General features: G+C 52.9%; 17 protein-coding genes and 4 tRNA genes. 16 read left to right on the forward strand and 5 right to left on the reverse strand.

From position 1 onward, the window contains the following. Positions 1–45: 45 nt before the first annotated feature. The 5 genes from CULFRC11_RS00750 to CULFRC11_RS00770 all read left to right on the forward strand — a co-directional run bounded on the left by CULFRC11_RS00750 (position 46) and on the right by CULFRC11_RS00770 (position 4,501). Positions 46–771, forward strand: coding sequence for a metal ABC transporter ATP-binding protein (locus CULFRC11_RS00750; protein ID WP_023634903.1), 726 nt, complete (start codon positions 46–48; stop codon positions 769–771). After that, positions 768–1,667 (forward strand): metal ABC transporter permease, encoded by a 900-nt coding sequence (locus tag CULFRC11_RS00755; protein ID WP_023634904.1) that lies wholly within the window; start codon positions 768–770, stop codon positions 1,665–1,667. The genes CULFRC11_RS00750 and CULFRC11_RS00755 overlap by 4 nt, the downstream gene beginning before the upstream one ends. Beyond that, complete coding sequence (locus CULFRC11_RS00760) at positions 1,664–2,539, forward strand: metal ABC transporter permease (protein WP_023634905.1); 876 nt, start codon at positions 1,664–1,666, stop codon at positions 2,537–2,539. Before CULFRC11_RS00755 ends, CULFRC11_RS00760 begins: the two co-directional genes overlap by 4 nt. Before the next feature lie 119 nt (positions 2,540–2,658). After that, positions 2,659–3,660, forward strand: a complete 1,002-nt coding sequence (locus CULFRC11_RS00765) for a metal ABC transporter solute-binding protein, Zn/Mn family (RefSeq protein WP_023634906.1) — start codon at positions 2,659–2,661, stop codon at positions 3,658–3,660. A 118-nt stretch (positions 3,661–3,778) separates the two neighbouring features. Then, positions 3,779–4,501: a phosphatase PAP2 family protein gene (locus CULFRC11_RS00770; RefSeq protein ID WP_052099790.1), complete on the forward strand. Its 723-nt coding sequence runs from the start codon at positions 3,779–3,781 to the stop codon at positions 4,499–4,501. 23 nt (positions 4,502–4,524) lie between these two features. On the opposite strand, the gene wzt is transcribed toward CULFRC11_RS00770, so the two are convergent. Then, positions 4,525–5,322, reverse strand: coding sequence for a galactan export ABC transporter ATP-binding subunit Wzt/RfbE (gene wzt, locus CULFRC11_RS00775; protein ID WP_013910566.1), 798 nt, complete (start codon positions 5,320–5,322; stop codon positions 4,525–4,527). A gap of 15 nt (positions 5,323–5,337) precedes the next feature. Continuing rightward, positions 5,338–6,243 (reverse strand): galactan export ABC transporter permease subunit Wzm/RfbD, encoded by a 906-nt coding sequence (wzm, locus tag CULFRC11_RS00780; RefSeq protein WP_038620280.1) that lies wholly within the window; start codon positions 6,241–6,243, stop codon positions 5,338–5,340. A 152-nt stretch (positions 6,244–6,395) separates the two neighbouring features. On the opposite strand from wzm, the gene CULFRC11_RS00785 reads away from it, so the two are divergent. Further along, entirely contained in the window at positions 6,396–7,589 is a 1,194-nt protein-coding gene (locus CULFRC11_RS00785) for an aminotransferase class V-fold PLP-dependent enzyme (RefSeq protein WP_023634907.1), read from the forward strand. Here the strand turns inward: CULFRC11_RS00785 and CULFRC11_RS00790 are convergent. Then, positions 7,586–8,545, reverse strand: coding sequence for an NAD(P)H-quinone oxidoreductase (locus CULFRC11_RS00790; protein ID WP_031269858.1), 960 nt, complete (start codon positions 8,543–8,545; stop codon positions 7,586–7,588). The genes CULFRC11_RS00785 and CULFRC11_RS00790 overlap by 4 nt on opposite strands. Positions 8,546–8,625: 80 nt before the next feature. Between CULFRC11_RS00790 and CULFRC11_RS00795 the strand changes: the two genes are divergently transcribed. Beyond that, positions 8,626–8,710, forward strand: a tRNA-Ser gene (locus tag CULFRC11_RS00795). Between the two features lie 64 nt (positions 8,711–8,774). Here the strand turns inward: CULFRC11_RS00795 and CULFRC11_RS00800 are convergent. Together CULFRC11_RS00800 and hisC are read right to left on the reverse strand one after the other, a co-directional pair. Beyond that, positions 8,775–9,152 carry a hypothetical protein gene (locus CULFRC11_RS00800; protein ID WP_023634909.1) on the reverse strand — a complete coding sequence of 126 codons (378 nt, stop codon included), beginning with the start codon at positions 9,150–9,152 and terminating at the stop codon, positions 8,775–8,777. Positions 9,153–9,587: 435 nt separating this feature from the next. Then, positions 9,588–10,619, reverse strand: coding sequence for a histidinol-phosphate transaminase (gene hisC / locus CULFRC11_RS00805; protein WP_023634910.1), 1,032 nt, complete (start codon positions 10,617–10,619; stop codon positions 9,588–9,590). 106 nt (positions 10,620–10,725) lie between these two features. On the opposite strand from hisC, the gene CULFRC11_RS00810 reads away from it, so the two are divergent. The 9 genes from CULFRC11_RS00810 (at position 10,726) to CULFRC11_RS00850 (ending at position 22,768) form a co-directional block, all read left to right on the forward strand. Beyond that, positions 10,726–10,814, forward strand: a tRNA-Ser gene (locus CULFRC11_RS00810). A gap of 47 nt (positions 10,815–10,861) precedes the next feature. Then, positions 10,862–10,933 (forward strand) — tRNA-Arg (locus tag CULFRC11_RS00815). A 612-nt stretch (positions 10,934–11,545) separates the two neighbouring features. Beyond that, the gene (locus CULFRC11_RS00820) at positions 11,546–13,120 is read left to right on the forward strand and encodes an SLC13 family permease (protein ID WP_023634911.1); all 1,575 of its coding nucleotides are present in this window, start codon (positions 11,546–11,548) and stop codon (positions 13,118–13,120) included. A gap of 322 nt (positions 13,121–13,442) precedes the next feature. Continuing rightward, the gene (locus CULFRC11_RS00825; RefSeq protein ID WP_023634912.1) at positions 13,443–14,276 is read left to right on the forward strand and encodes a PRD domain-containing protein; all 834 of its coding nucleotides are present in this window, start codon (positions 13,443–13,445) and stop codon (positions 14,274–14,276) included. Positions 14,277–14,304: 28 nt separating this feature from the next. Then, positions 14,305–15,891 carry an N-acetylglucosamine-specific PTS transporter subunit IIBC gene (gene nagE / locus CULFRC11_RS00830; RefSeq protein WP_230478236.1) on the forward strand — a complete coding sequence of 529 codons (1,587 nt, stop codon included), beginning with the start codon at positions 14,305–14,307 and terminating at the stop codon, positions 15,889–15,891. Beyond that, complete coding sequence (locus CULFRC11_RS00835) at positions 15,891–16,364, forward strand: PTS sugar transporter subunit IIA (RefSeq protein WP_014525199.1); 474 nt, start codon at positions 15,891–15,893, stop codon at positions 16,362–16,364. Before nagE ends, CULFRC11_RS00835 begins: the two co-directional genes overlap by 1 nt. A 159-nt stretch (positions 16,365–16,523) precedes the next feature. Then, positions 16,524–17,327, forward strand: a complete 804-nt coding sequence (locus tag CULFRC11_RS00840; protein WP_023634914.1) for a VOC family protein — start codon at positions 16,524–16,526, stop codon at positions 17,325–17,327. Positions 17,328–17,436: 109 nt separating this feature from the next. Further along, positions 17,437–17,508 (forward strand) — tRNA-Arg (locus CULFRC11_RS00845). A gap of 820 nt (positions 17,509–18,328) precedes the next feature. After that, complete coding sequence (locus CULFRC11_RS00850; protein ID WP_144245010.1) at positions 18,329–22,768, forward strand: PDDEXK-like endonuclease domain-containing protein; 4,440 nt, start codon at positions 18,329–18,331, stop codon at positions 22,766–22,768. Positions 22,769–22,804 lie beyond the last annotated feature (36 nt).

Here is a 22,804-nt window from a genome sequence, read left to right on the forward strand (position 1 = left end):
TAGTGATTTTCACTCGCATGTGGTGATTGAGGATAGAGGGGCAACGTGACCAATCTAGTGGGACCGGCACTGACAATGGCGGGTATCAGCGTGAGCTATGGGCCGACAGTGGCCTTGGAAAACGCAAGTATTGAGGTTCCCGCCGGTGCCGTGATGGGTTTTATTGGACCCAACGGGGCAGGGAAATCCACACTTATCAAATCTGCGATCGATCTCGTAGATCATGATGGTGAGGTCTCCTTCTTTGGCCAACCTCTTTCTCACGTGCGCGATCGCGTTGCGTATATGCCCCAATCTGCTGACGTGGACTGGGACTATCCCATCACGGTGGAGCAGGTGGTGGGTATGGGCCTCTATTCCCGCGTGGGGTGGTTCAAGCGTCTCACCAGCGCGCATCGGGAGGAGGTTCGGCATGCCCTTGAACGGGTGGGTATCGCTGATCTGGCTAAGCGCCATATCTCCGAGCTGTCTGGCGGCCAGCGCCGCCGGGTCTTTGTGGCAAGGATTCTGGTGCAAAATCCCGACATCTTCCTGTTGGATGAGCCTTTCGCCGGTGTCGACGCCGCCAGCGAACGCGTGATCCGCGATGTCTTGCATGGTTTATGTGAGGCTGGAAAATCGGTGGTTATCGTCCATCATGATTTGTCTACCGTGGCAGAGCTTTGTGATCACGTGACCGTTATCAATCGGCGGATCGTGGCAACCGGAACTGTAGAAGAAGCGTTTACCAGGGAGACCGTGAACGCTGCATTTGGCCTGGGGCTGCTATGAGCATTATTGATTTTCTTGCCGAGTTCTCCTACCGGCGGGTGGTGTGGGGAACGCTGCTCATTGGCTTGTGCTCAGGGGCAATGGGAACGTTTTTGTACCTGCGCAGACAGTCCATGATGAGTGACGTGATCGGTCATTCTGCGACTCCCGGTGTAATGGGTGCTTTTCTTTTCTTTGCCACCACGCCGTGGCTAAGCGAGTCACAGCTGCTCGCTGACTGGGGTATCGATGCCCGCTCGATGCCCGTGATCACCATCGGAGCAATGATCACGGGGTTGGCTTCGGCGGTGTTGGCTAATGCGGTCGCTGAGAGCACTCGTATTGGCATTGACTCAACGATGGCGGTCATGCTCTCACTGTTCCTGGGTGGTGGCCTGATAGTGCTTCAGGTGATCCAACGTGGTCATATTCGAGGCAAGGGCGGAATTGAAGAGCTGATGTTTGGCAACGCAGCCACATTGACTAACTTGGATGTAAAGACCCTGCTTGTGGTGGCCATAGCGATTCTGCTGCTGATGGTCATTCTGTGGCGGCCTTTTACGCTGGTCACTTTTGACCCAGTTTTGGCGCAGGTCTCGGGCATGCCGCGATGGATATCGCATGTGCTTTTCTTATTGGTCGTGGTTGCGATTGTGATTGGGGTCAAAGCGGTCGGCCTGATTTTAATGATCGCCTTTGCTGTGTTTCCTCCAGCGGCTGCGCGTCAGTGGACTCGGACGGTAGGGCAGATGGTTGTGGTGTCTGGCTTGATCGGCGCGGTGTCTGCAATTGTCGGCTCATACATCTCTATTTCCGCAGGTAAAGTGCCTACGGGTCCGGTGATCGTCTTGGTGCTTGCGGCCTTTGTGATCGTGGCCCTTGTGGCTTCCCCTCGTCGCGTGGCGGTGGTCCGATGAGTTTCGCAGCATCTGTCTCTGTGTTGGCGCTCGTCGTGTCTTTGACCGCGGCGATCCCCGGTATCGTGCTGGTGTTGCGTCGGCAAGCTATGCTTTCCGACGCCCTCTCTCACGCCGTTTTGCCCGGCATCGCGGTGGCGGCGCTTTGGACCGCGTCCCCGGACGACCCGCTCTTGCTGGTGGGCGCGACGTTAAGCGGCGTTGCGGTGATTGCTCTCACCGAGTGGATTCGTGACCGGAAGAAGGTTACGGAAGACAGCGCGACTGGCCTGGTGTTCCCAGCATTCTTTGCCATTGGTGTCATCCTCATCTCTACGCGCTTTAATACCTCGACGATCTCGGAACACACCGTGCTGGTCGGAGACCTCAACATTGCAGCGCTGAATCACTGGGTGGCGTGGGGAATCGATTTTGGCCCGAAGAGCGCATGGACGATAGGCATAGTGGGGCTCGTTGCATTGGCCGTTGTCGTGTTGGCGCGTAGACCCCTGATGATTTCTACTTTTGACCCCACCTTTGCCGTAACGGTGGGGATTCGGACTCGTTTGTTGAATTACCTGGTCATGGTGTTGGTATCTCTGACCATTGTGGTGGTTTTTGATGCTGCTGGCGCGGTTTTGGCCGTGGCGTTGATGATTGTCCCAGCTGCAGCAGCGCTGATGGTCACCCGCTCACAGACGGTAATGGTGGTGGTGACATTGGTGATCGCCGCGGCCAGCTCGCAGGTTGGTTTTTGGGTGGCCTATCGGATCGATGCCGCAACGTCTCCGACGATGGCCTTTGTGGATGGTCTCATTTTTCTTGCCCTCTGGGTCGGTGTTCGTGTGCTGCGCAAACGCAAAGAGGCTCGCATCCGCGCGGACGTTGTTTAGCCTGCCCATTCACACACATGAGGGAGACTTATTGAAAAATAAAACTGATTATGTGCAGCTCGCTGAAGATAGGTATTTTCATTTAGCGGGGTAAAAATTTCTGTTCCTATAGTGGCTGTATGAATCGCTCATTTTTCCGAAACGCAGGTGCCGTCATTGCAGTAGTGGGCTTGCTAGCCACTTCTGCATGCGCTGCCGAAAACAAAGAAGCAGCACCGGCGAAGGATAGCTCTTCTCTGAAGATCTTTGCCACCACCGGATACATCGGAGACGCCGTTAAAAATGTGGCTCCCGACGCGAACCTTACCGTGATGGTGGGACCTGGCGGCGATCCTCATACCTACCAGCCTTCCACCTCGGATGTGAAGGCTATGCAGGAAGCCGACGTGGTGTTCTGGTCCGGCTTGGGTATGGAAGCCAACATGATTGACCAGCTTAAAGGCCTGGGAGACAAGCAAATCGCGCTGGCTGAGCAGATTCCAGAGAATATGCTGTTGCCGTGGGATGAAGATGGTGACCATGAACATGACGACGAGCACGATCATGAGGGACATGACCACGAGGGTCACGATCATGGGGCTTGGGATCCGCATGTATGGAATTCCACGGATAACTGGAAACTCGTCGTCGATCAGATAGTAAAGAAGATGTCTGCGGCAGATCCCGACAAAGCCGATACCTACAAGTCCAACGGCGCAGACTACAACAAGAAGATCGACGAGACTCAAGCTTATGTGCAGGAAAAGATCAACACGATCCCTGTTGACCAGCGCACATTAGTTTCTGGCCATGATGCCTTCCGTTACTTTGGCAAGCAGTTTGGCTTAGAAATTAAGGCGACTGACTTTGTGACTTCGGATGCGCAAAGGTCTGCTTCTGAGCTGAACGACCTAGCCGAGTTCATCGTGGAGCACAAAGTTCCAGTCATTTTCCAAGACGCCTCCGCGAATCCACAGGCAGTAAAGTCCCTGGAAGAAAACGTGGCAGCTAAGGGCGGAAAAGTTACTGTCAGTAGCGCAGAACTCTACAGTGACTCACTCGGCGCCACAGCGCCTGCGGATACCTACACCGGCGCGCTGCGCTACAACGCGGACACTATTGCGGCCGCTTACAAGAGCTAATGAGAGAAAACTTCCCGGCGGTCCGCTGGGAAGTTGTGCTATTTGTCCACGGTTTTCCCATAGTGTTTGGAGGAAACGCACAGAAGCGGGGAGTACATCTCTTGGAGTGGAAAAAACAATGGCAGCGGAAACTCACGTAGTACCGCCCTCTCGCCCGTGGGGCGAAGCAATAAGTGCGCAGCGATGGTGGATTGCGGTTCTCGGAGTTCTCACTGTGGTGATCATGGGCTTTATAATTAAGCCGATAACCAGCGATCTTTTTATCACCCAAGCCATGAACGACCAACGAAAAGGCGCTGTTGGGACCCTCGTGGATGCTCTTTACTATGGCCTGGAGCCCGCCTATGCGCTGGTAATCACGCTGGTTGTTTCTGCGTTCGTAGGCCTTGCGTGCAAACAAGTCCGGATAGGGCTGCAATGCGCAGTGGCCATTGCGGTCACATGGGTGCCCGTAGTCTTTGTCAAGATGCTTATCGAGCGACCTCGGCCCAGCTCAGAGATGCTTTCCAATCCCATCCCCGTGACTCCGGGAGATTGGTCGTTCCCCAGCGGGCACACGACGTATGTGACGGCCTTGGCAATGATGCTGATGCTTACCGTAGGGGCGCGGCTGCCGTTGGTTCTACGGGCCCTTTTCGTGCTTTGCGCTGCCCTAGGTATCGCCGGTGTGGTGCTGACCATGGGAGTGCATTACCCCACGGATGTGATAGCTGCGGTTATCTGGAGTACTACGGTAGCGCCTCTCGTGTGGAACCTGCTCGATAACGTGGGGCGCCGGGTTAGTCGTTGTGAGAACGCTAGCGGTCGCATCGCTGAGAAAACCCCAGGACAGATTTTCTAGCGTTCTCAAAAACGACAAGAAACCTACTTGCTGGACTCTTCGCGGATGCGCTTTTGCAGGCGCCTCACGTGGTCTGCGGCCCCTTTGCCCTCATAAGCCTCTACGACGTCGTCGACGGCACCTGCCTGCCTGACCGTTCCGTGGTCGATCCAGAGCGCGGAGTCGCAGAGCTGAACGAGGAAGTCGTTAGAGTGCGATGCGAAGACGAGGATGCCGGATCGTTGTACGAGGTCGGAGAGGCGTTCGCGGGCTTTCGCCATGAAGGCGGCGTCGACGGCGCCGATGCCTTCATCGAGAAGCAAAATTTCGGGCTCAATCGAGGTGACTACCCCGAGAGCAAGACGAATACGCATACCAGTGGAGTATGTGCGTAGCGGCATGGCCAGGTAATCGCCTAGTTCGGTGAACTCGGCGATTTCATCCATTTTTTGCTTCATCTGCTTGCGCGTCTGCCCCAGGAACAGGCCGCGGATCACGATGTTTTCAAACCCCGAGATCTCCGGGTCCATGCCAACGCCGAGGTCAAAGACAGGGGCGACGCGCCCGCGGACATGAGCTGAGCCGCGTGTGGGCTCATAAATGCCGGAGAGTAGCCGGAGCAGTGTGGATTTACCGGCGCCGTTGTGGCCTACGAGGCCGATGCGGTCGCCTTCTTTGAGATGCAGGTTGACGTCGCGAAGCGCCTCCACGACCACGGTGTTGTCTTTGTTGCGTCCGATAGCACCGCCGGCAGCGCCGAGGAAGGCTTTCTTCATGGAACGCGACTTGGCGTCGAAAATGGGGAAGTCGACGCAGGCGTTATAGGTATCAATGGAAACCATGGTGTTGTACTCCTTCTATACCCAGTAGCTCACACGGAAGCGCCACTGCTTCATTGCAAGCATGGCTAGGAAAGTGCCCACGACGGTGCATCCGATGACAACGTACCAGTTCAATGGGTTGATGGGGGCGCCGATCAGGGGGGCGCGAACAACCTCCATGTAGTGATAAAGGGGGTTGAGCATAGCTAGTTTGGCGCGTTCGGAAACAGCTCCGCCTTGTGCGTAGAGGGTCTGCGTGGTCCACACAATGGGGGTGACGTAGAACAGGAGCTGCGTGAGGGCCTCAAGAAGAGGGGAAAAGTCACGGTAGCGGGTAGCGATGATGCCAAAGAACATGGACACCCATACGCCGTTGACCACGAGCAATGCGATGGCCGGGATTCCTAGGAGGATGTCCCAGCCCAAAGGGCGTGGGAACACGAGCATCAGGATGAACCAAATCACCATGTTATGGAAGAGGAAGAGCGTTTGCTTCCATACCAGCCGGTACACGTGTACTGAAAGGGCAGAGGGGAGTTGTTTGATCAGCCCCTCATTGGTGATAAAGACTTCGGAGCCTTCTTTGATGCATCCGGAAATGAAGTTCCACATGATAAGACCCACGGTGACGTGGGGGAGGAACTCGGCGACAGGGATCTTGAACAGCACAGAGTAAAGCAACCCGAGGGCAAGGGCCATGACACCAGTGGCGATGGTGATCCATAATGGGCCTAGGACGCTTCGGCGGTAGCGTTGCTTAATGTCTTGCCATCCGAGCTGTAGCCAGAGCTCGTGTTGCTTGAATCCGCGGACGAGATCAGACCATGCGGCTGCCAAGGTTTTGGACCGCGATGGCTTGGGGTCAACGTCGTCCACATGCGTGATACGAGCGATCATCGACTCGAGACTCTCGGGATTATTTACTTTGGTCTGTTCCTGCACGAATACCTACCCTAGCTGGGTTGGTGCGCGGAATGAATCCGGCAGGCATAATAAGTGAGTTCGTTGGGATGAAATTAGCAGTTGTTTCCGTTGCAGTGGTGTTGCTTTGCGTATTTTTTAAGCGATGCTCTGGAACTTTCAGGGAGTGAGAGATGGCGTTTGATGTAGCTCGTGTGAGAGGTGCTTACACCTCCGTGAGCGGTACGTGGACTTATCTCAATGCACAAGAGCAACCGCAAATCCCGGAACGGGTGTCGTCTGCCGTTTCCCGAGGTTTTCGCAGTGCACCACTGGCAGCAGAAATAGAGCGGGGTGGGGGATCGCATGCTCTATTACAGCGTGCGGGGCGTTTTATTGCCGACGATCACCTGTATTCGGCGCGGATGGCAATTGCAGATATGACGGGAACGTCACCGGAAGCTGTGCTTCTTGGCCCGAGCCTTGATGTGCTTTTTGCCCGGCTGTCTCGCGCGTTGCGGCCGTTGCTGCGGCGTGGATCTTCCGCTGTGTTTTCACGCACAGATTCCTGTGGCCTTGACCTTGATGCAGAAATACGTTGGGCGGAGCCGGATCTGGGCACAGGTGAGGTGCCTGCGTGGCAGTTTGCCAAGCTTGTCGATGGCAGCACCCGCGTCGTTGCGCTCTCCGCCGCGAGCCGCCAAGTAGGAACGATTAACCCCGTTCTAGAGATCGCGGAGCATGTGCATGATTCCTCCCGCGCGTGGGTGCTTGTCGACGCCACCCCACTCGCCGGACATCGCCCCATCACTCTGGAAGCCCTAGGCGCGGACATCATAAGCGTGGACTGCGTTGCCTTTGGTGGCCCCCAAGTCGCCGCCCTGGCATTCCGCGACACCATGATGTTCCCCCGCATAGACATGGAAGCTTTTGATACGCCTGTTGCCGCTGGTCTTGCCGCTGGTGTGCCCGCAGCCGTAGACCACCTTGCAGACCTCGACGAAGACGCACGCGGAACCCGCCGCTATCGCCTGGCACAGGGCGTGGAGTCCGCAGCAAACTATCTGGGGTGGCTGGGGACCTACCTTGTGGATTCCATTGAGTCGCTTCCCAACACCCACGTCTTCGGCGTGACCGGTGAAGCCGCCGCGGGGTCAGATGTGGACCGGATCCCACACGCGACTTTCTGCATCAACGGTGTTCCAGCCGACATGATCCAGCAACGGCTGATAAACAATGGGCTGGTGACCACGGTAGCCGAGCCAGACCCCCTCCTGACAGCAATGGGAATTGGTGACACCAAGGGGGCCATCTCCGTGGGACTAGGGCCCTACAACACGGTCGCGGATGTGGATCAGCTTATTCGCGTTGTGGCGAGCTTGGCCTAGCTGGTGGCGTCGGCAAGCAATACAAGCGTGCCGGACACCTCGCCGGAATCCAGCAGCTCATGGGCTTTCTGAGCCTCCGACAGCGGCATCGCGGCATGAATGCGGTGAACGATTCTGCCAGATTCCAGCAACGGCCAGATATTCTTCACCGTGTCAGCGACTATCCGAGCCTTATCCGAGCGGTCGCGCGCACGCAAAGCGGTGGCCGAGATCGTCCCGCGTTTGCTCAGCAACCGGCCGATATTCAGTTCGCCCTTCACCCCGCCCTGCATTCCGATGGTGACCTGGTGCCCATCCATGGCTAGCGCACGGACATTCTGGTCAAGATACTTGGCTCCCATGATGTCCAAGATGCGGTCGCACTTGTTCTTGAGAATCTCCGCGAAATCCTGCTCACGATAATTGATCAGGATGTCCGCGCCGAGCTCGCGACACACCTCAAGCTTTTCCGCGGAACCCGCCGTGACCGCTACCGTGGCGCCGATATGTTTAGCCATCTGAATAGCAAACGTGCCGATTCCGCCGGCACCGCCATGAATGAGGATCGTGTGCTCCGGCTTGAGACCAGTCAGCATGCCGATATTCGACCACACGGTACACGCGACCTCAACGATCGCCGCGGCCTCGGCAAAGGAATAACCAGTAGGAATCGGCATGAGTTGTCCCTCAGGAACCACAGCGAGCTCCGCATAGCCGCCACCAGCCAAAAGACAGGCGACCTTGTCGCCCTTCTTCCACGAAGTATCGCCTGGATCTTCCACAACGCCAGCGCACTCAAGTCCCAGAATCTCCGACTCTCCGGGAGGTGGCGGGTAATGTCCCGCAGCCTGTAGTAGGTCTGCGCGGTTAACCCCGCTGGCCTTAACCCGAATCAGGGCGCAACCAGATTCTAGCTGCGGATCGGCGACGTCTTGATACGACAATTGCTTGTTCTCATCGATGATGATTGCCTTCATATCCACCCACTTTAAAGAAATTCGCCTACTTCGGGTAGACTCCTTAACTTGTTGGCACGCGTTAAGCGCGCGAACACGATGGAGATGTGGCAGAGCGGCCGAATGCACTGGTCTTGAAAACCAGCGATGGGAAACCATCCCAGGGTTCAAATCCCTGCGTCTCCGCCGGTAGTGAAACCGCAGGTTGTGAGTGACCTGCGGTTTCTTCTTTTTGCTACTTAACCCAGAGCTAAGCGGTAGCGAGGTTCTTCGCAGTCTGATGGGTGACGCCGAGTAGTTGGCCGATGTCTCGATATGTGAGTCCTTGATCGTGAAGCGCTTTGGCCGTGGAACGCATAGATGCTGTCGCCTCTTCCTGTGCTTTTGCTGCACGGCTACGCAGATCAAGAGCTTCTGCCACCTGTGACTCGATGTCGCCCACAACGACGACGTTGATGGTGGCGGTTTCAGGGTGGGGCTCTATTTCGGGGAAAAGTTTCAGAGCATCACGTACCATGTCTGGGATCTGGTCGAGGCGGCGAGTTTGGGTAAGGATGCTGGGGCGTTCTTCTAGCTGAACCCCCCACCAGCCTTCCTCTCGGAAGGCTTTGGCGGTGTATGTGGTCATGTTCCTATTCGATTTCTGGTTGTTTGCCGATTTCTTTGCGTCAGGGGAGTGGGCCATTTTTTACACTGGCCCAAAATATTTTCTTGAGCTGCTGTGATTGTGTTATGAATCGTGCCCAGTGTGGACGTTTGGTAGCAGGACGTCCATTGCCCGAATGGTGGTTTTGATTTTGTAGCGTTGCCCTAGCATTTCTGCTTGGTATAAGGCCATGCTCGTGCACGCGGGGCACAACGTGAGATCATGGCCACGGTAAAGACCTGAGGGTTGCGCCCGAGGGGTGCGTAGTGAGTTTTGCGCGCCGGGGTGTTTCCTGTTCACTTATGGCACGTATATGGCACGCGCCGGAGGGGGTAATTCTTGCGTCTCCGCCAAAGATGAAACCCCAGTCCTCTCGTTGAGGCTAGGGTTTCATGCTGCTACTTGCCTACACCGCTGCTATGAGAAACTTGCATTCCAGGCAGCAAGAAGGCGATCGGTTTCCTCGCTATTGGTCACGGTGATTCGGACCCCCTCAGGGAATGCGCGGACGATCACGTCATGGTTGCGGAGCTGCTCAGCTATTTCCATGGGGGATTCTGGGCGGGAATCGGCGGGGATCCACACAAAGTTGGCTTGAGAGTGGCCTGCACCAACATGGTCAGCTACGCGGTCGCGATTGGTCACGACCTCTTCAGTGCGTTCCATGAGCTCGTCGAGGTTTTCTAATGAGGCGATTGCACCCGCCTGAGCAACGGCGTTCACGCCGAAGGGGAGAGCGACTTTATTGAGCGCTTCAATGAGGCGAGGGGAGCCAAAAGCGTAACCGATTCTAATGCCTGCCAAACCAAAAGCTTTAGAGAAGGTTCGGAGGCCTACGAGGTTGGGGTAGGCGTCGATAAGCTCTGTAGCAAGAGGCGTATCCTCTGCGCGGACGTACTCGATATAGGCCTCATCAAGCGCGACAAGCACATTGCTTGGGACCTTGTTCATGAACGCTAGGAATGCGTCTTGAGAGATGAGGGTGCCCGTTGGGTTATTGGGGTTGCATACGAAAATGAGCCGAGTATTTTCCGTGATGGCTGCGGCCATGGCGTCAAGATCGTTGAAGCCCTCTTTAAGTGGTACGGCTACCGGCGTAGCGCCAGTCACATGCACAAAGATGGGGTAGGCCTCAAAGCTGCGCCAAGGGAAAATCACCTCATCGCCTGGCCCGGCGGAAATCTGAACTAATTGCTGGCAGAGAGCGGAAGAACCGCAGCCCACTGCCACTTGTTGGGTACCTAAACCGAGATGCTCAGCCAGACGTTTTCTAATCTCCTCAGCGCCCATGTCGGGGTAACGATTAACGGTGGTAGCGGCTTTTGCCATTGCCTCCGCTGCGCCAGGAAGCGGGCCGAAAGCGACCTCGTTGCTAGAAAGCTTTAACGTATGGTCTGCATGGTGCCCTGGAACGTACGTGGGAATTTGTGCTAAGTCTTCTCGGATCATGGCGTTAGTTTATCCCTTGGCTAGGAATTTCGTTCACTGGCCTTGCGTTTTGTTTAAAACGCCGTTCGCGATTAGTATTGGGCGAGATTCTTTAAACGGAATCGCTGGAGACGTGCCAGAGCGGCCGAATGGGGCTCCCTGCTAAGGAGTTGACTTGTTTGCGCAGGTCCGGAGGTTCAAATCCTCTCGTCTCCGCTCACTCTCACTTCGGTGGGAGCGTTTCACCGGGCCTGGTGGAACTTGCGCCCGTAGCTCAACGGATAGAGCATCTGACTACGGATCAGAAGGTTGGGGGTTCGAATCCTCCGGGCGCACGATTAAAACCCCAGCTCACAGTATGTGTGGGCTGGGGTTTCTTTGTGTTCCTGGGATCGCCTGGGTGCTTGCCTTTTGGGGCTAAGGGGCAAAATGTGTGCTTAAAGCAAAGGACTTTTATCCCGCCTTTTGTCCTCTTCTTCTTACCCGTTTGTCGTTTTTGAGAACGCAGCATGTCCTCGTCTTGGCGTTTTGTAGCTGGACAACCTCTAGCGTTCTCAAAAACGACACAAGGTCTAGCCACAGGGCCTAGCCGCAAGCCCTAACCCTGTGCTTGTGGCAGCGCCCACTATAACGTTCATTTGGGGTTATCCTTCCTGCCTGTTTTTGTCGCAGAAAACCTCCACTTATGTGTTATCTAGCGAGCATTCCCCATTATGGGGGAGTGCCGAACCTATGCAAGTGTGGTATTTGTGCAGGTGAAGCGATTTTTACGGATTCGTCTTGGAATTTTTGGGAAAGACTTCCCTTATAGGGGGTAAAGATTGCGGCTTGTCACTGTAGATTACTGAGTGTCTTTCTTCACATCACCGTGATAATCGTGCACCCAGATGGTGGAGAAGCTGATCATTTTGCACTGAATGTGCGCGAACTAGCTGGAAAGTGAGTCCGTGAGTACCCCCATTACACATGAGTCTTCAGAACACGCGTTGGCTGAAGACGCAGAAGTCCGCGATCAAAGTGAACGCCGTCGCCAGATTATTGGCCTTTTTGTCGGTCTGGCGTTGGCAGCGTTGGTGTATCTGATTTTCCCTGAGTCTTCTGTAGACGTGGTGAGCTCTGCAGATTCTAAGGGTTCCTATACTCACGGTGCATTGAGGATTACAGCCGCTATTGCGGTTTTGATGGGGGCGTGGTGGATGACTGAAGCCATTCCTCTGGCGGCTACGGCTCTGGTGCCGCTGGTTGCGTTCCCTTTGCTGCAGGTCATTGAGTTTTCTAAGATCTCGGCACCGTATGCCTCGCCAACGATTTTCTTGTTCATGGGTGGGTTTATCTTGGCGCTCGGGATGCAGCGTTGGAATCTGCACCGTCGTCTGGCTTTGAGCGTGGTGCTGCTGGTTGGTACTAAGCCCAAACAGCTTGTCGCTGGCTTTATGCTGGCGACTGGGTTCTTATCTATGTGGGTGTCTAACACCGCAACGGCCGTAGTGATGCTTCCCATTGGCGTTTCTGTTCTTCAACTCACTGCGGAATCTGTTGGCGGAATGCGTGCGCAGAAGAAGTTTGCCACGGGCCTGATGCTGGCCATCGCCTATTCTGCTTCGATCGGCTCATTGGGAACGATCATTGGTACGCCTCCGAATGCGCTGCTGGTGGCGTACATGGCGGAAAACCATGATGTTCACATTGGGTTTGGCACGTGGATGCTCGTAGGTGTGCCGCTTGCCTTGGTGTATATGGTCATCGCGTGGTTCATCTTGGTGACCGTATTTAAGCCGGAAGTGGACACGATTCCTGGTGGTCGAGAGATGATCAAGGAAGAGCTGCACAAGATGGGCCGGATGAAGTTTGGTGAAGCCGCCACAGCTGTCATCTTCGCGGGTGCAGCCCTTGCATGGGTTTTTGTTCCGCTGGTTATTAAGTGGATGGGATGGAAGGTCTCCATTGCAGATGCTGTGATCGGTTTGGTTGCCTCGATGCTGCTGTTCCTGATCCCTGCGGATCGTAAGACGGGTATCCGTTTGATGGATTGGAAGACAGCTAATGAGCTTCCTTGGGATGTGCTGTTGTTGTTCGGTGGCGGCTTGGCATTGTCCAAGATGTTCTCGGAGTCGGGATTGTCTCTGTGGATTGGTGAGACAGCTAAGGGTCTGGGAGTCTTGCCGTTGATCTTGCTCATCGGCGCTATTGCTGCGCTGGTGCTCATCCTCACGGAATTTACGTCCAATACTGCAACTGCGGCGACCTTCCTGCCGATTATGGCCGGTGTGGCAGTGGGCATTGGGCTGAATGCGAATGGTGATCAGAATATTCTTCTGCTCACTATCCCGGTTGCGCTCTCAGCGACCTGTGCGTTTATGCTTCCGGTGGCAACCCCACCCAACGCAATCGCGTATAGCTCTGGCTTTGTAAAGATCGGCGACATGGTTAAGGGTGGCGTGTGGTTGAACTTGATCGGAATCATTCTGGTTACTTTGGTGACCTACTTCTTGGCGATCCCGGTTTTTGACATAGTTCTTTAACCGACTAAACACCCAGTACGGCACCGAATGTCTTGTGATGTTCGGTGCTTTTGCGTGACTGAACTTTGCCCCCAATAAGGGTCGAAAATCCTGTAAAACAGCAGTTGTCTGACGTTAAAATCACTAAATTGTTCCCAAGGAGTTGGGTGGCGGGTTATTGTAATGGTGAGCTTCCCTCTGGGTGTTACTGAGCCGGTCAGAGTGCACTTTTGTTGGTGTTGGTGCATTGCCGGTGTCCTCAGGCATGACCGGATGATCCCCCCCGCTAAGTCCACCGTGGCCTGCATTTTGTTGGCCATATGAGCCTTGAGGAGCAGCCGTTATGCCTGAGCTGATTATTCGCCGCGTGCTAAGCAATAATGCTGTGCTCGCTGCGGAGAGCTGCTCGGAGGCGGGGGAGCGGATTCTGGTGGGGAAGGGCATAGGGTTTTCCAAAAAACCGGGGGACTATGTCGAGCACGGCGGCGGAAGCCGTGAGTACGTGGAGATTAGTGAGCAACATCGTGCGCTTCTTGAGGGGTTGAGCAGCATTGATGGGGCTACCTGTCAGGTTATTTCAGCGAGCATTGACATTGCTGCCGATGTTTTGGGCACGCTTCATCCGAGCGTCTATGTGATCCTCGCGGAGCATCTGTCCTTTGCTGTGCAGCGAGTCGGGCGGGGTGAAACGATCCGTAACTCCCTCGTCGCGGAGATCAAAGCGGTGGTTCCGGAGGAGTTTTCGGCCGCCGAACTGGTGGTCAACTATCTGAACACACACCTTGATTCGATTGTGCTGCCTATCGACGAAGCCGCGTTCATCGCCCTCCACCTCCACGCGGCCCGCACCGGCGGCACGGTGAAACAACCGCTCGCGGTGGCAAACCGGATCGGGAGGGTGACTGCAAAAGCTCGCCAGCTACTCGACGCCCCCACGGAAGCCGGAAATGACGCACTATCCATGGAGCTGGCCTTGGCTTATCGACGCCTCCAGCGTAAGCAGTTGCGCCATAACGTGCTGCTGGCGAGCGTCGAAAAGCTTTTACCGCGTGAGTATTCGGTCGCGGCGGCTTTGCTTGCTGACTTATCTGACGAGCCGCAGCTCCCGCCGTCCGTGCGCGGGGAGGCTGCGTTCCTCGCGGTGTTTTTGCACGGTTGGACGCAAGAAAACAACTAAATATCTCTCAATCTAAGAGAAGGGATAGATGATGGGTTCTGTTATGAATGCCCTGCAGCGCCTGGGAAAGGCTCTGATGGGGGCGGTTGCGGTGCTGCCGGTCGCGGCCATTTTGATGGGTATTGGTTATTGGATCGATCCTGTCGGCTGGGGAGCGGACAACACAGTTGCGGCAATCTTTATTCAATCGGGCTTAGCGATTCTGGATAATCTCGGTTGGATTTTTGCCATCGCTCTTGCCTTTGGCCTGGCCAAAGACTCCAATGGCGCTGCGGCGCTGTCAGGTTTTGTGGGTTTTGCCACGATTACCCAGTTGATAGGGCCAAAAGCGGTAGCCAGCTACAAAGGGATCGGTGATCCGACCAAACTGGAAGGTGATGCTGCCCTGGAATGGGCATCGCAGGGGTGGAGTGCCATTGGCGGCAAGAACGTGCTCTTTGGCATTCTGGTCGGTGTGCTCGCGGCGTGGGTGTATAACAAGTTCCACGCGACAAAGTTGCCGGACTTCTTGGCTTTCTTCTCTGGTCGGCGACTTGTTCCGATTCTGACCTCGTTCTTCTCAATAATCCTCTCCGGGATTATGTACTTTGTCTGGCCGATCATTTACAACGTGCTGTTTAACTTCGGTGAGTGGATTCAGGGCATGGGGCCTGCCGGCGCGGGCATCTATGGTTTTATTAACCGACTCCTGATCCCCACTGGTCTACACCATGCAGTCAACTCGATCTTCTGGTTCGACGTGATCGGTATTAATGACATCGGTAAATTCCTTGGCGGCGGCAAGACTATTGAGGCTGCCCAAGCAGCCACGGACGCCGCATCCTGCCCCGGCAACTGGGTCGATGGATCGTGCCAGGTTGTGGGTGTTATCGGCCAGTATCAGGCGGGATTCTTCCCAGTGATGATGTTTGGTCTGCCCGGTGCTGCGCTGGCTATATATCTACGCGCGGAAGCTAAGCGTAAGAAGGTCGTTGGCTCCTTGATGCTTGCTGGTGCATTGGCTGCGTTCTTCACTGGCGTGACGGAGCCATTGGAGTTTTCCTTCATGTTCCTAGCTCCAGTTTTGTATGTTGTCCATGCGCTTCTTACTGGCCTGTCGCTCTTTATCGCTTCGGTCTTCCAATGGACGGCAGGGTTCGGATTCTCTGCGGGCTTTATTGACATGTTCCTTTCCGCGCAGAACCCGCTGGCGCATCAGTGGTGGATGTTGCTGGTCCTGGGTGTGGTCTACTTTGCGCTGTATTTTGGTATCTTCTACACCCTCATCGGCGTTCTGCACCTCAAGACCCCAGGGCGGGAAGACGAGGAGGAAGCGGAGTCGGAAAGCACGGCTGATGCCTCCACGTCTGGGATATCGGCACAGATTATTGACGGTCTAGGCGGGCCGAGCAACATCGACGTTGTGGATTATTGTGCTACCCGTTTGCGCGTGACTGTTCGAGATTCTGATCGCGTTGATGAACCTGCGATCAAACGAGCAGGCGTGATCGGCGTGATGCGACCCGGCGCTAAAAACGTGCAGGTAGTGATCGGTCCTCAGGTGCAATTTGTCTACGATGAAGTCGCCGCACAGCTGGCCGGAAAAGTGTCGCTGAAAGGTGAACAGGGCGAATAATGTTTGGGTTTGCCAAGAAGAAAGTCGTTGTTATTCCGCCTATCGACGCCCCCTTGTTGCCGCTCAGCTCCGTCAGCGACGAAGTGTTCTCCTCGGGCATGATGGGACAAGGATTCGCCGTTGAACCTGCACAAGAAACGGGAAGCGCAGGTTCCGTGGATATTGTGGCGCCAGTATCGGGAACGCTGGTCACGGTGTTCAAAACAGGGCATGCTTTTGCTATCAAGACTCCCGAAGGTCTTGAAGTGCTTGTTCATATCGGACTTGACACCGTTGCGATGGCAGGACGCGGTTTTGTGGCCCACAAAACATCCGGGCAGGACGTAGCTCAAGGGGAAACGGTGATCACCGTGGATTTTGATGCAGTACGGGCAGCCGGATACGATCCCGTCACCCTTGTGGTTTTTACCAATAAGAAATGCGTGGATCGTGTGGAAACGGACGCAGAAAAAGCGACGGTGTTTCTGAACTAACCCCACCTGCTAAAAAGAATTTTAATCCCTTGTATAACCGCATTGCGGCTCATTGCGGGGGATTAATTCTATCTAGCGGATTTTGTTGTGCAGCTTTTCTTGTCCTATGCGCGTAGAGTCGGCCTAACACATTTACGAGGCCGCTTTTTAGGAGGCGCAATGTCCCCCATCCTGCACGGTGATCCTACGTGGATCGATCTTTCCACCCACGATCTTGAAGGATCACGAACCTTCTACAAGGAACTTTTCGGTTGGGAGTTCAATAGCCAGGGCGAAGAATATGGTGGCTACAACATCATCCTGTCGGAAGGTGAACCAGTCGGCGGCGCCATGGACTCCCACATGGGCCCTGAAGGTCGTTCCGAGACCCCGATGGCTCCCACCGCATGGACCATATACCTCAAGGTTGATGACATGGACGTCGCTCTCGCCGCTGCGCTGGAAACCGGCGGACAGATCCTCCTCCCGTCTATGCAGGTAGGGTCCTTGGGCTTCATGGCCATCGTGTCCGACCCCGCGGGCGGCGTGGTAGGGCTGTGGCAGGCTCTGGACTTCCCGGGCATCACCCGCGAAGCAGTCAACGGACAACCTGCTTGGTTTGAAGTTATGACCAAGGACTTCGATGCAGCGGCACCGTTCTATGAAAAGGTCACCGGCTGGAAGCTGAGCTACATCGGCGAAGACGGACAGCCTACCGACGAGCCAGGCGACGGAGTCCGCTACGCCGCCAACGCGCCGGGCGAGGCAGCTACGGCTGGCATGTGCGAGGCAAATTCTTTCCTTCCGGAAGAGATCCCCAGCCATTGGCGTACGTACTTTACGGTCGCTGACGTTGACGCGACCGTGAGCAAGCTTCAGGAGTTGGGTGGCCAGCTTCTCGACGGCCCCGTCGACACTCCTTTCGGCAGGATCGCCACTGTTGCAGATCCGCAGGGCGCAACCTTCCAGCTGTCTAACCGTTAATCAGGATTAAGCGACTAATACTCGCTTTAAGCAGGTGTTTTGTTCGATGTATGCCAGTGGAGTATAGTTTAAATCCGTTGCACGGCATCGCGTCGAGCAATCCACCTAAGCGCCCGTAGCTCAACGGATAGAGCATCTGACTACGGATCAGAAGGTTGGGGGTTCGAATCCTCCGGGCGCACGGTTAAAACCCCAGTTCACGGTATGTGTGGGCTGGGGTTTCTTTGTGTGTTTGGTTGGTGGATTGTTGCGCATTGTTGCAGGATGTTGGAGCTAGTGCAGAACAGAAACCGAACAAGAGTCGAACGGGCAGAAAACAGACCTCTATACTTTTGCAGATAAGATGATCACCTATGTGCGAATACGGCACGGGCGACCGTTTTCTCAAATGGCGGTGACTAACTGTGCAGGCAAGCTACTTGAGCTTCACAATTAATTGGCAAGTGACGTAATTTCAGAAAACTCTTGACTCCTTGCAATGCGGCGGAAGCTATTGAGTCGGAAGTAATTTGACCAACCGTGAACCACGTATGGTGGAGAAACTGTAAGTTATTATCCTCTGTCGCCAATGATTTTATCGGAGAAGCAAAACAAACGTCTCAGAAACGCACGAATTCAGGTCAAACTCCGTGGACCTATTTGCAGCAAGAAATCGATTGTGTGGTCACTGGACGTCGAAAAATAGAGGGCTGGCTGGGGGCTTAATATTTTATCGATCGGTGTAATTATAAACTTAATGCTATAAGTTCAATCTATTATGGCGACTTTTACGGAGTGAAGTTCTGTGTGGAAGATGTAAAAGTATCTGCGCCTTTAAATTTTATACTTTTCATACTTAAGTTCCAGAACTGCGGTTATGGCTCGGAATTTTGATGAAAAGAGATTAATGATCAGGAGGGGGTGAAGTTTATAGGGAGATAGGGGTGAAGTAGCCATCGCTTCTTAACGATAGAATAAGGTTATCTTTTTGTAAGCTATCGTCTGATTTTGTGGGTGGATCCGTGACTCAAGATTTGCTGGCCGCGAGAGCGCAAAACCTTTTTGAATTCCTATCTCGAAAGTTATTACTTCGGGAAACGCCAATCACAGATTATAAGAAGTATGCCGAAAAAGGCATGGTGCTTTGGATGAATGATCTGCTTGAGATTGAACGTTTGTGTGGAGCGGATAAGGTTGACATTCAAGATTTGTTGGTAGATCCGACTGCTTCAGTACAGGATGGCGAAGAAACTAATTTCCTCTTTTTAATTCGAAAAGCTACCCATGTTGATCCCCCACGTATAACCGAAAATCTTGAGGAGTGGATCGACGGAAAATATGAAGTGTGGAAACGTCCTATTCAGATTCGTGATTCCATCATTCGCGATGGAATCCGGCTACGAAAAACTGAATTACCACACAATGACCAACTTGCTATTGATCGCTTTGAAGCAGAACATGCAAAATGGAGACTTGGGGCACGACACGCAGATCTTTATGAAAAGTGCCATGATATTTTTCTCAAGTCAACTCAGCAAAGTGATGAGTTTGAACTCGTTGTGAGCATTGGTCTCTTGTCGTGGCAGCCAGAGAAACTTGAAGTGAACAGGCATTTATTTACGCAGCCGGTCAAAGTTAGTCGTGATGCTCATACAGGAGAAATTCTCTTCGAGCTAGCCTCTCCAGAAAAGGCAATGAATTGTGAGCTAAAAGCAATACCTGCTCAACTGCTTGCGGATGAGACTTCGAATGAGTTGATCCGAAAACAATGTGAAGAACTGGCTGGTGAATTCCCAGAAGCACATACTTTTGAAGCGATTGCTTCGGTAGCTTCGAATGCCCTTGGGTCAAAATGTACTTTTACTTCAGAAGTGAATCCGGTGACGCCAGGGCTATACCCGGTTATTTCCTGGTCGCCGGCGTTTATTATGCGTGAAAGGGAGCGTGGGGGACAAGCGGCAGCATTCCAAAAAATTGCCAATTTGATTGAGGAATCACAGAGAGTACCTGAAGGTTTTCTTCCACTAGTTGATCCTAACTTCCGACCGTCAGTAGGTGAGCGGAAGCCTAATGCGGGTGCTATTTACAAAATAGATGATGAGATTTTTTCTCCTCTACCGTTAAACGATAAGCAACGTAAAATCCTTGAGAACGTGGATAAGAGCGCGCAAACAATCGTGCAAGGTCCTCCAGGCACTGGTAAAACTCATACAGCTGCAGCATTGTTATCGCATCTATTGGCCCAAGGTAAGCGCGTATTGGTTACAGCAGAGACTGAAAGAGCCCTCTATGAGTTGCGTGGAAAGTTGCCAGAAGAAGTACGTGAACTGGCCGTATCGGTAATTGGTAGCAGTGCTGAAGATATGGCGGACTTACGTGTATCTATCGACACTATTTCTCGACGTTCGAATGAATTTGATTCAGATGAGGCTGAACAGGATGAGAAACTGACAAGCAACATTCTGGAATCGCTCCGACAGCAGCGCCATAAGCTATCGCAGGAACTCATCGATACCTTAGAACACGAAACTACCAGATACACCTTTGGTGCATATTCAGGAACCAAGAGCGAACTAACCGAAATCCATAATCAGAACAAAGAACGTTTTGACTGGTTAAAGGATTGTCATTTCAACATTCCTGCAGATCAATTCCCCTTAGATTCTGCAGAGATTGAAACGTGGCGGCGGTTGCATGAAGATCCGCAGCTAGAGAACTCTGATCGAATTTGGTCACTGTCCAAGATCGAACTTAGCGATGTGATGGATCCGGAAAGCTTTTCTCGACGATGCGTAGAGGAAAACGCTCTGAAGAGCAAATTTTCGGCTTTGTCCGAGAGCCTTTCAGAGAACTCCATCAACAATTATCTCAACTTGGAGAAAAACGACCAAGAGAGATTCTCTGTTTTAACTGGTAAAATTTCGAAAAAATTATCCGAAATCTCGGGCCGTTCCTTTCAATATGCAGATGACATAAGACATGATTTTGCTACGCAGAACCATACGTGGGAATCTAGGTACGAGGAAGGTTTGCGCCTTGTCGATGCTCTGAACGCTCATGTGGATGTTCTCCAGAAAATATCACGTCTGACTTTTAAATCTGATCCGGATACTTATTTCCAATCAGCTCAAGTACTTGAAAAGTTCTGTGCAGAATCAGGGGATTTAAAAACAGACGCAAGCGGAAACCCCAAAGTTGGACTTTTTAGCCCTAAAAAGCTCAAAGAAAATCAACGAATTTTACAAGAAGTCACAATTAATGGGATGCCACCGGTGTCTCAACAAGACTTTAATTCTATCATTCATCATGTTCAGGCTTCGTGGTGCGTTAACAAGCTTGAAGCTTTGTTTCCGACTTCTGTACCTTCTGGCGAAGTAAATGCGGCAATTGTGGCTTCCAGGTTCACATCGATTCTGGATGGTATTGGTGTTTTAATCCGATTAGGTCGAGCCGAATCTGAATTGGCTAAGATTAGCTGCAAAATTGATCCTGCCGTACATGCTCCTTTTGAAGAGGCGAATTTAGAGTACTTCCAGAAGTATCCTCCGCTTGAGCTAGTACATGACCAAATCATAAATGCGCAGCAGGAGCTCGATAGTGCAGTCCCTGAGATAGAAGAGAGTTTTGATCAAATATCAGTTGTATACCTTACAGACCTTCAAAATGCTGCGATAGATCGTAACGAAAAGCTATATGCAGAAATTCATCGTGAGATCATGGATGCAAAGGATCTCGTAGGTAAGCTCGTAACCCGCGAGTCTCTCAATGAAAGAATTCAAGAGTGGTCATCGGAGCTGAGTCAACTTATTCATGCTCCAGGTTGCTCTCATTCCTGGGTTAGCCGGATAGTTGACTTTCCTGTTCTGCGAGATTGGCAAGAGTTGGACCTTTTCCTTCAAAAAGGCCATGGGCGGTCTATGAAATCCTTGCAAAAAGAACTGGCTGAAATCGAAGAAAGAATTCTGGAGAACGTTTCTCATCTCGCAGCAAATCGCGCGTGGCGGTTTGCTTTGGGAGAAGAACGCATTAATGGGCAGATACGCGCTAATTTGGCTCAGTACTCTCAGCTAGTTAAGAAACTCGGTAAAGGGACTGGTAAATACGCCGAAAAAAGGCGAAGAGATATCAGAATTGCGCTCGATGGGTGTCGTGAGGCTGCGCCAGTATGGATTATGCCGCTTCACAGAGTATGGGATCAGTTTGACCTGCAAGAAGACATGTTTGATGTTGTCATCGTTGACGAAGCTTCCCAAGCAGATGTCAGCGCAATCATGTTGCAGTTCTTAGCACCGCAAATTGTTGTTATCGGTGATGATCGTCAAGTGTCGCCAACGAGCTTTACTGATCAAGATGAACTACGTATTTTGGCGCAACAATACCTTAAGGATGATCCTTACCGTGCTTCGTGGGTTGAGCCCACACGTTCGCTTTTTGATGAGGCTGTAATGCGTTATGGCGGGAAGATCACTCTTACGGAGCATCGTCGTTGTGTGCCGGAAATTATCGAGTTTTCGAACATGATCGCCTATGCCCCTGATAACGTACGTCTGCAGCCAGTGCGTGAAGTTAGAGCTGATCGTCTTCCTCCATTCCGTATTATCCATACTCCTGAAGGATACGAATCCGGGAAACGTCAATCGATCAATCAAATCGAAGCAGATGCGCTTGTCGACGCAGTTGTTCAGGCTTCCATGGACCCAGATTATGATGGTAAAACTTTTGGCGTAATTTCATTGCTCAGCTCCAGCGGACAACATGCCTATATTCAGGAGCAACTCCTTCGGCGATTGGAAACGTCGGTTTTGGAAGAACGTGATTTACGAGTAGGGACTCCCTCTGAATTTCAAGGTGCGGAGCGTGACGTAATCTTTTTGAGCATGGTTAAGGGGACACCTGGAGTGGGCCAGAGCTATCAGCCGGCTACGAAGGATGATATAAAACAGCGTTACAACGTTGCGGTAAGTCGCGCAAAAGATCAAGTTGTGTTATGTCATTCAATCCGATTGCAGGATTTGAAAAATGAGAATGATTTGCGCTTCCAGCTTCTTAACTATGCATACAAAGTGTCTGAATCTGAGAATGGAAGGACGCTATGTGCCCAGGTTAGTGATACTGAGCGGGATCAGAACTTTGATTCATTATTTGAACAGAGGGTTTATAACCTCATTGTTTCGCGGGGCTATCAGGTTATTCCGCAATTTAATGTCCTTGGGTATCGGATCGATATGGTTGTGATCGATGGTGATAAAAAACTTGCAATTGAATGCGATGGAGATTATTGGCATGGTCCAGAGCAGGCAACCAGGGATTTGGTTCGGCAGCGTGAATTGGAGAGGATGGGATGGATTTTTGTGAGATTCTTTGAATCAGATTTCATTCGGGATCCGAATGCGACGATGGGACCGGTTTGGGACAAGCTGGACGAACTGAGTATTCGACCAGTTCAACAGTCTGAATTATAAAAATTGCCAGACCCCACAAGTCTTATTCACAAGTGG

This window comes from Corynebacterium ulcerans (assembly GCF_000767685.1).
Taxonomy (GTDB): Bacteria; Actinomycetota; Actinomycetes; order Mycobacteriales; family Mycobacteriaceae; genus Corynebacterium; species Corynebacterium ulcerans.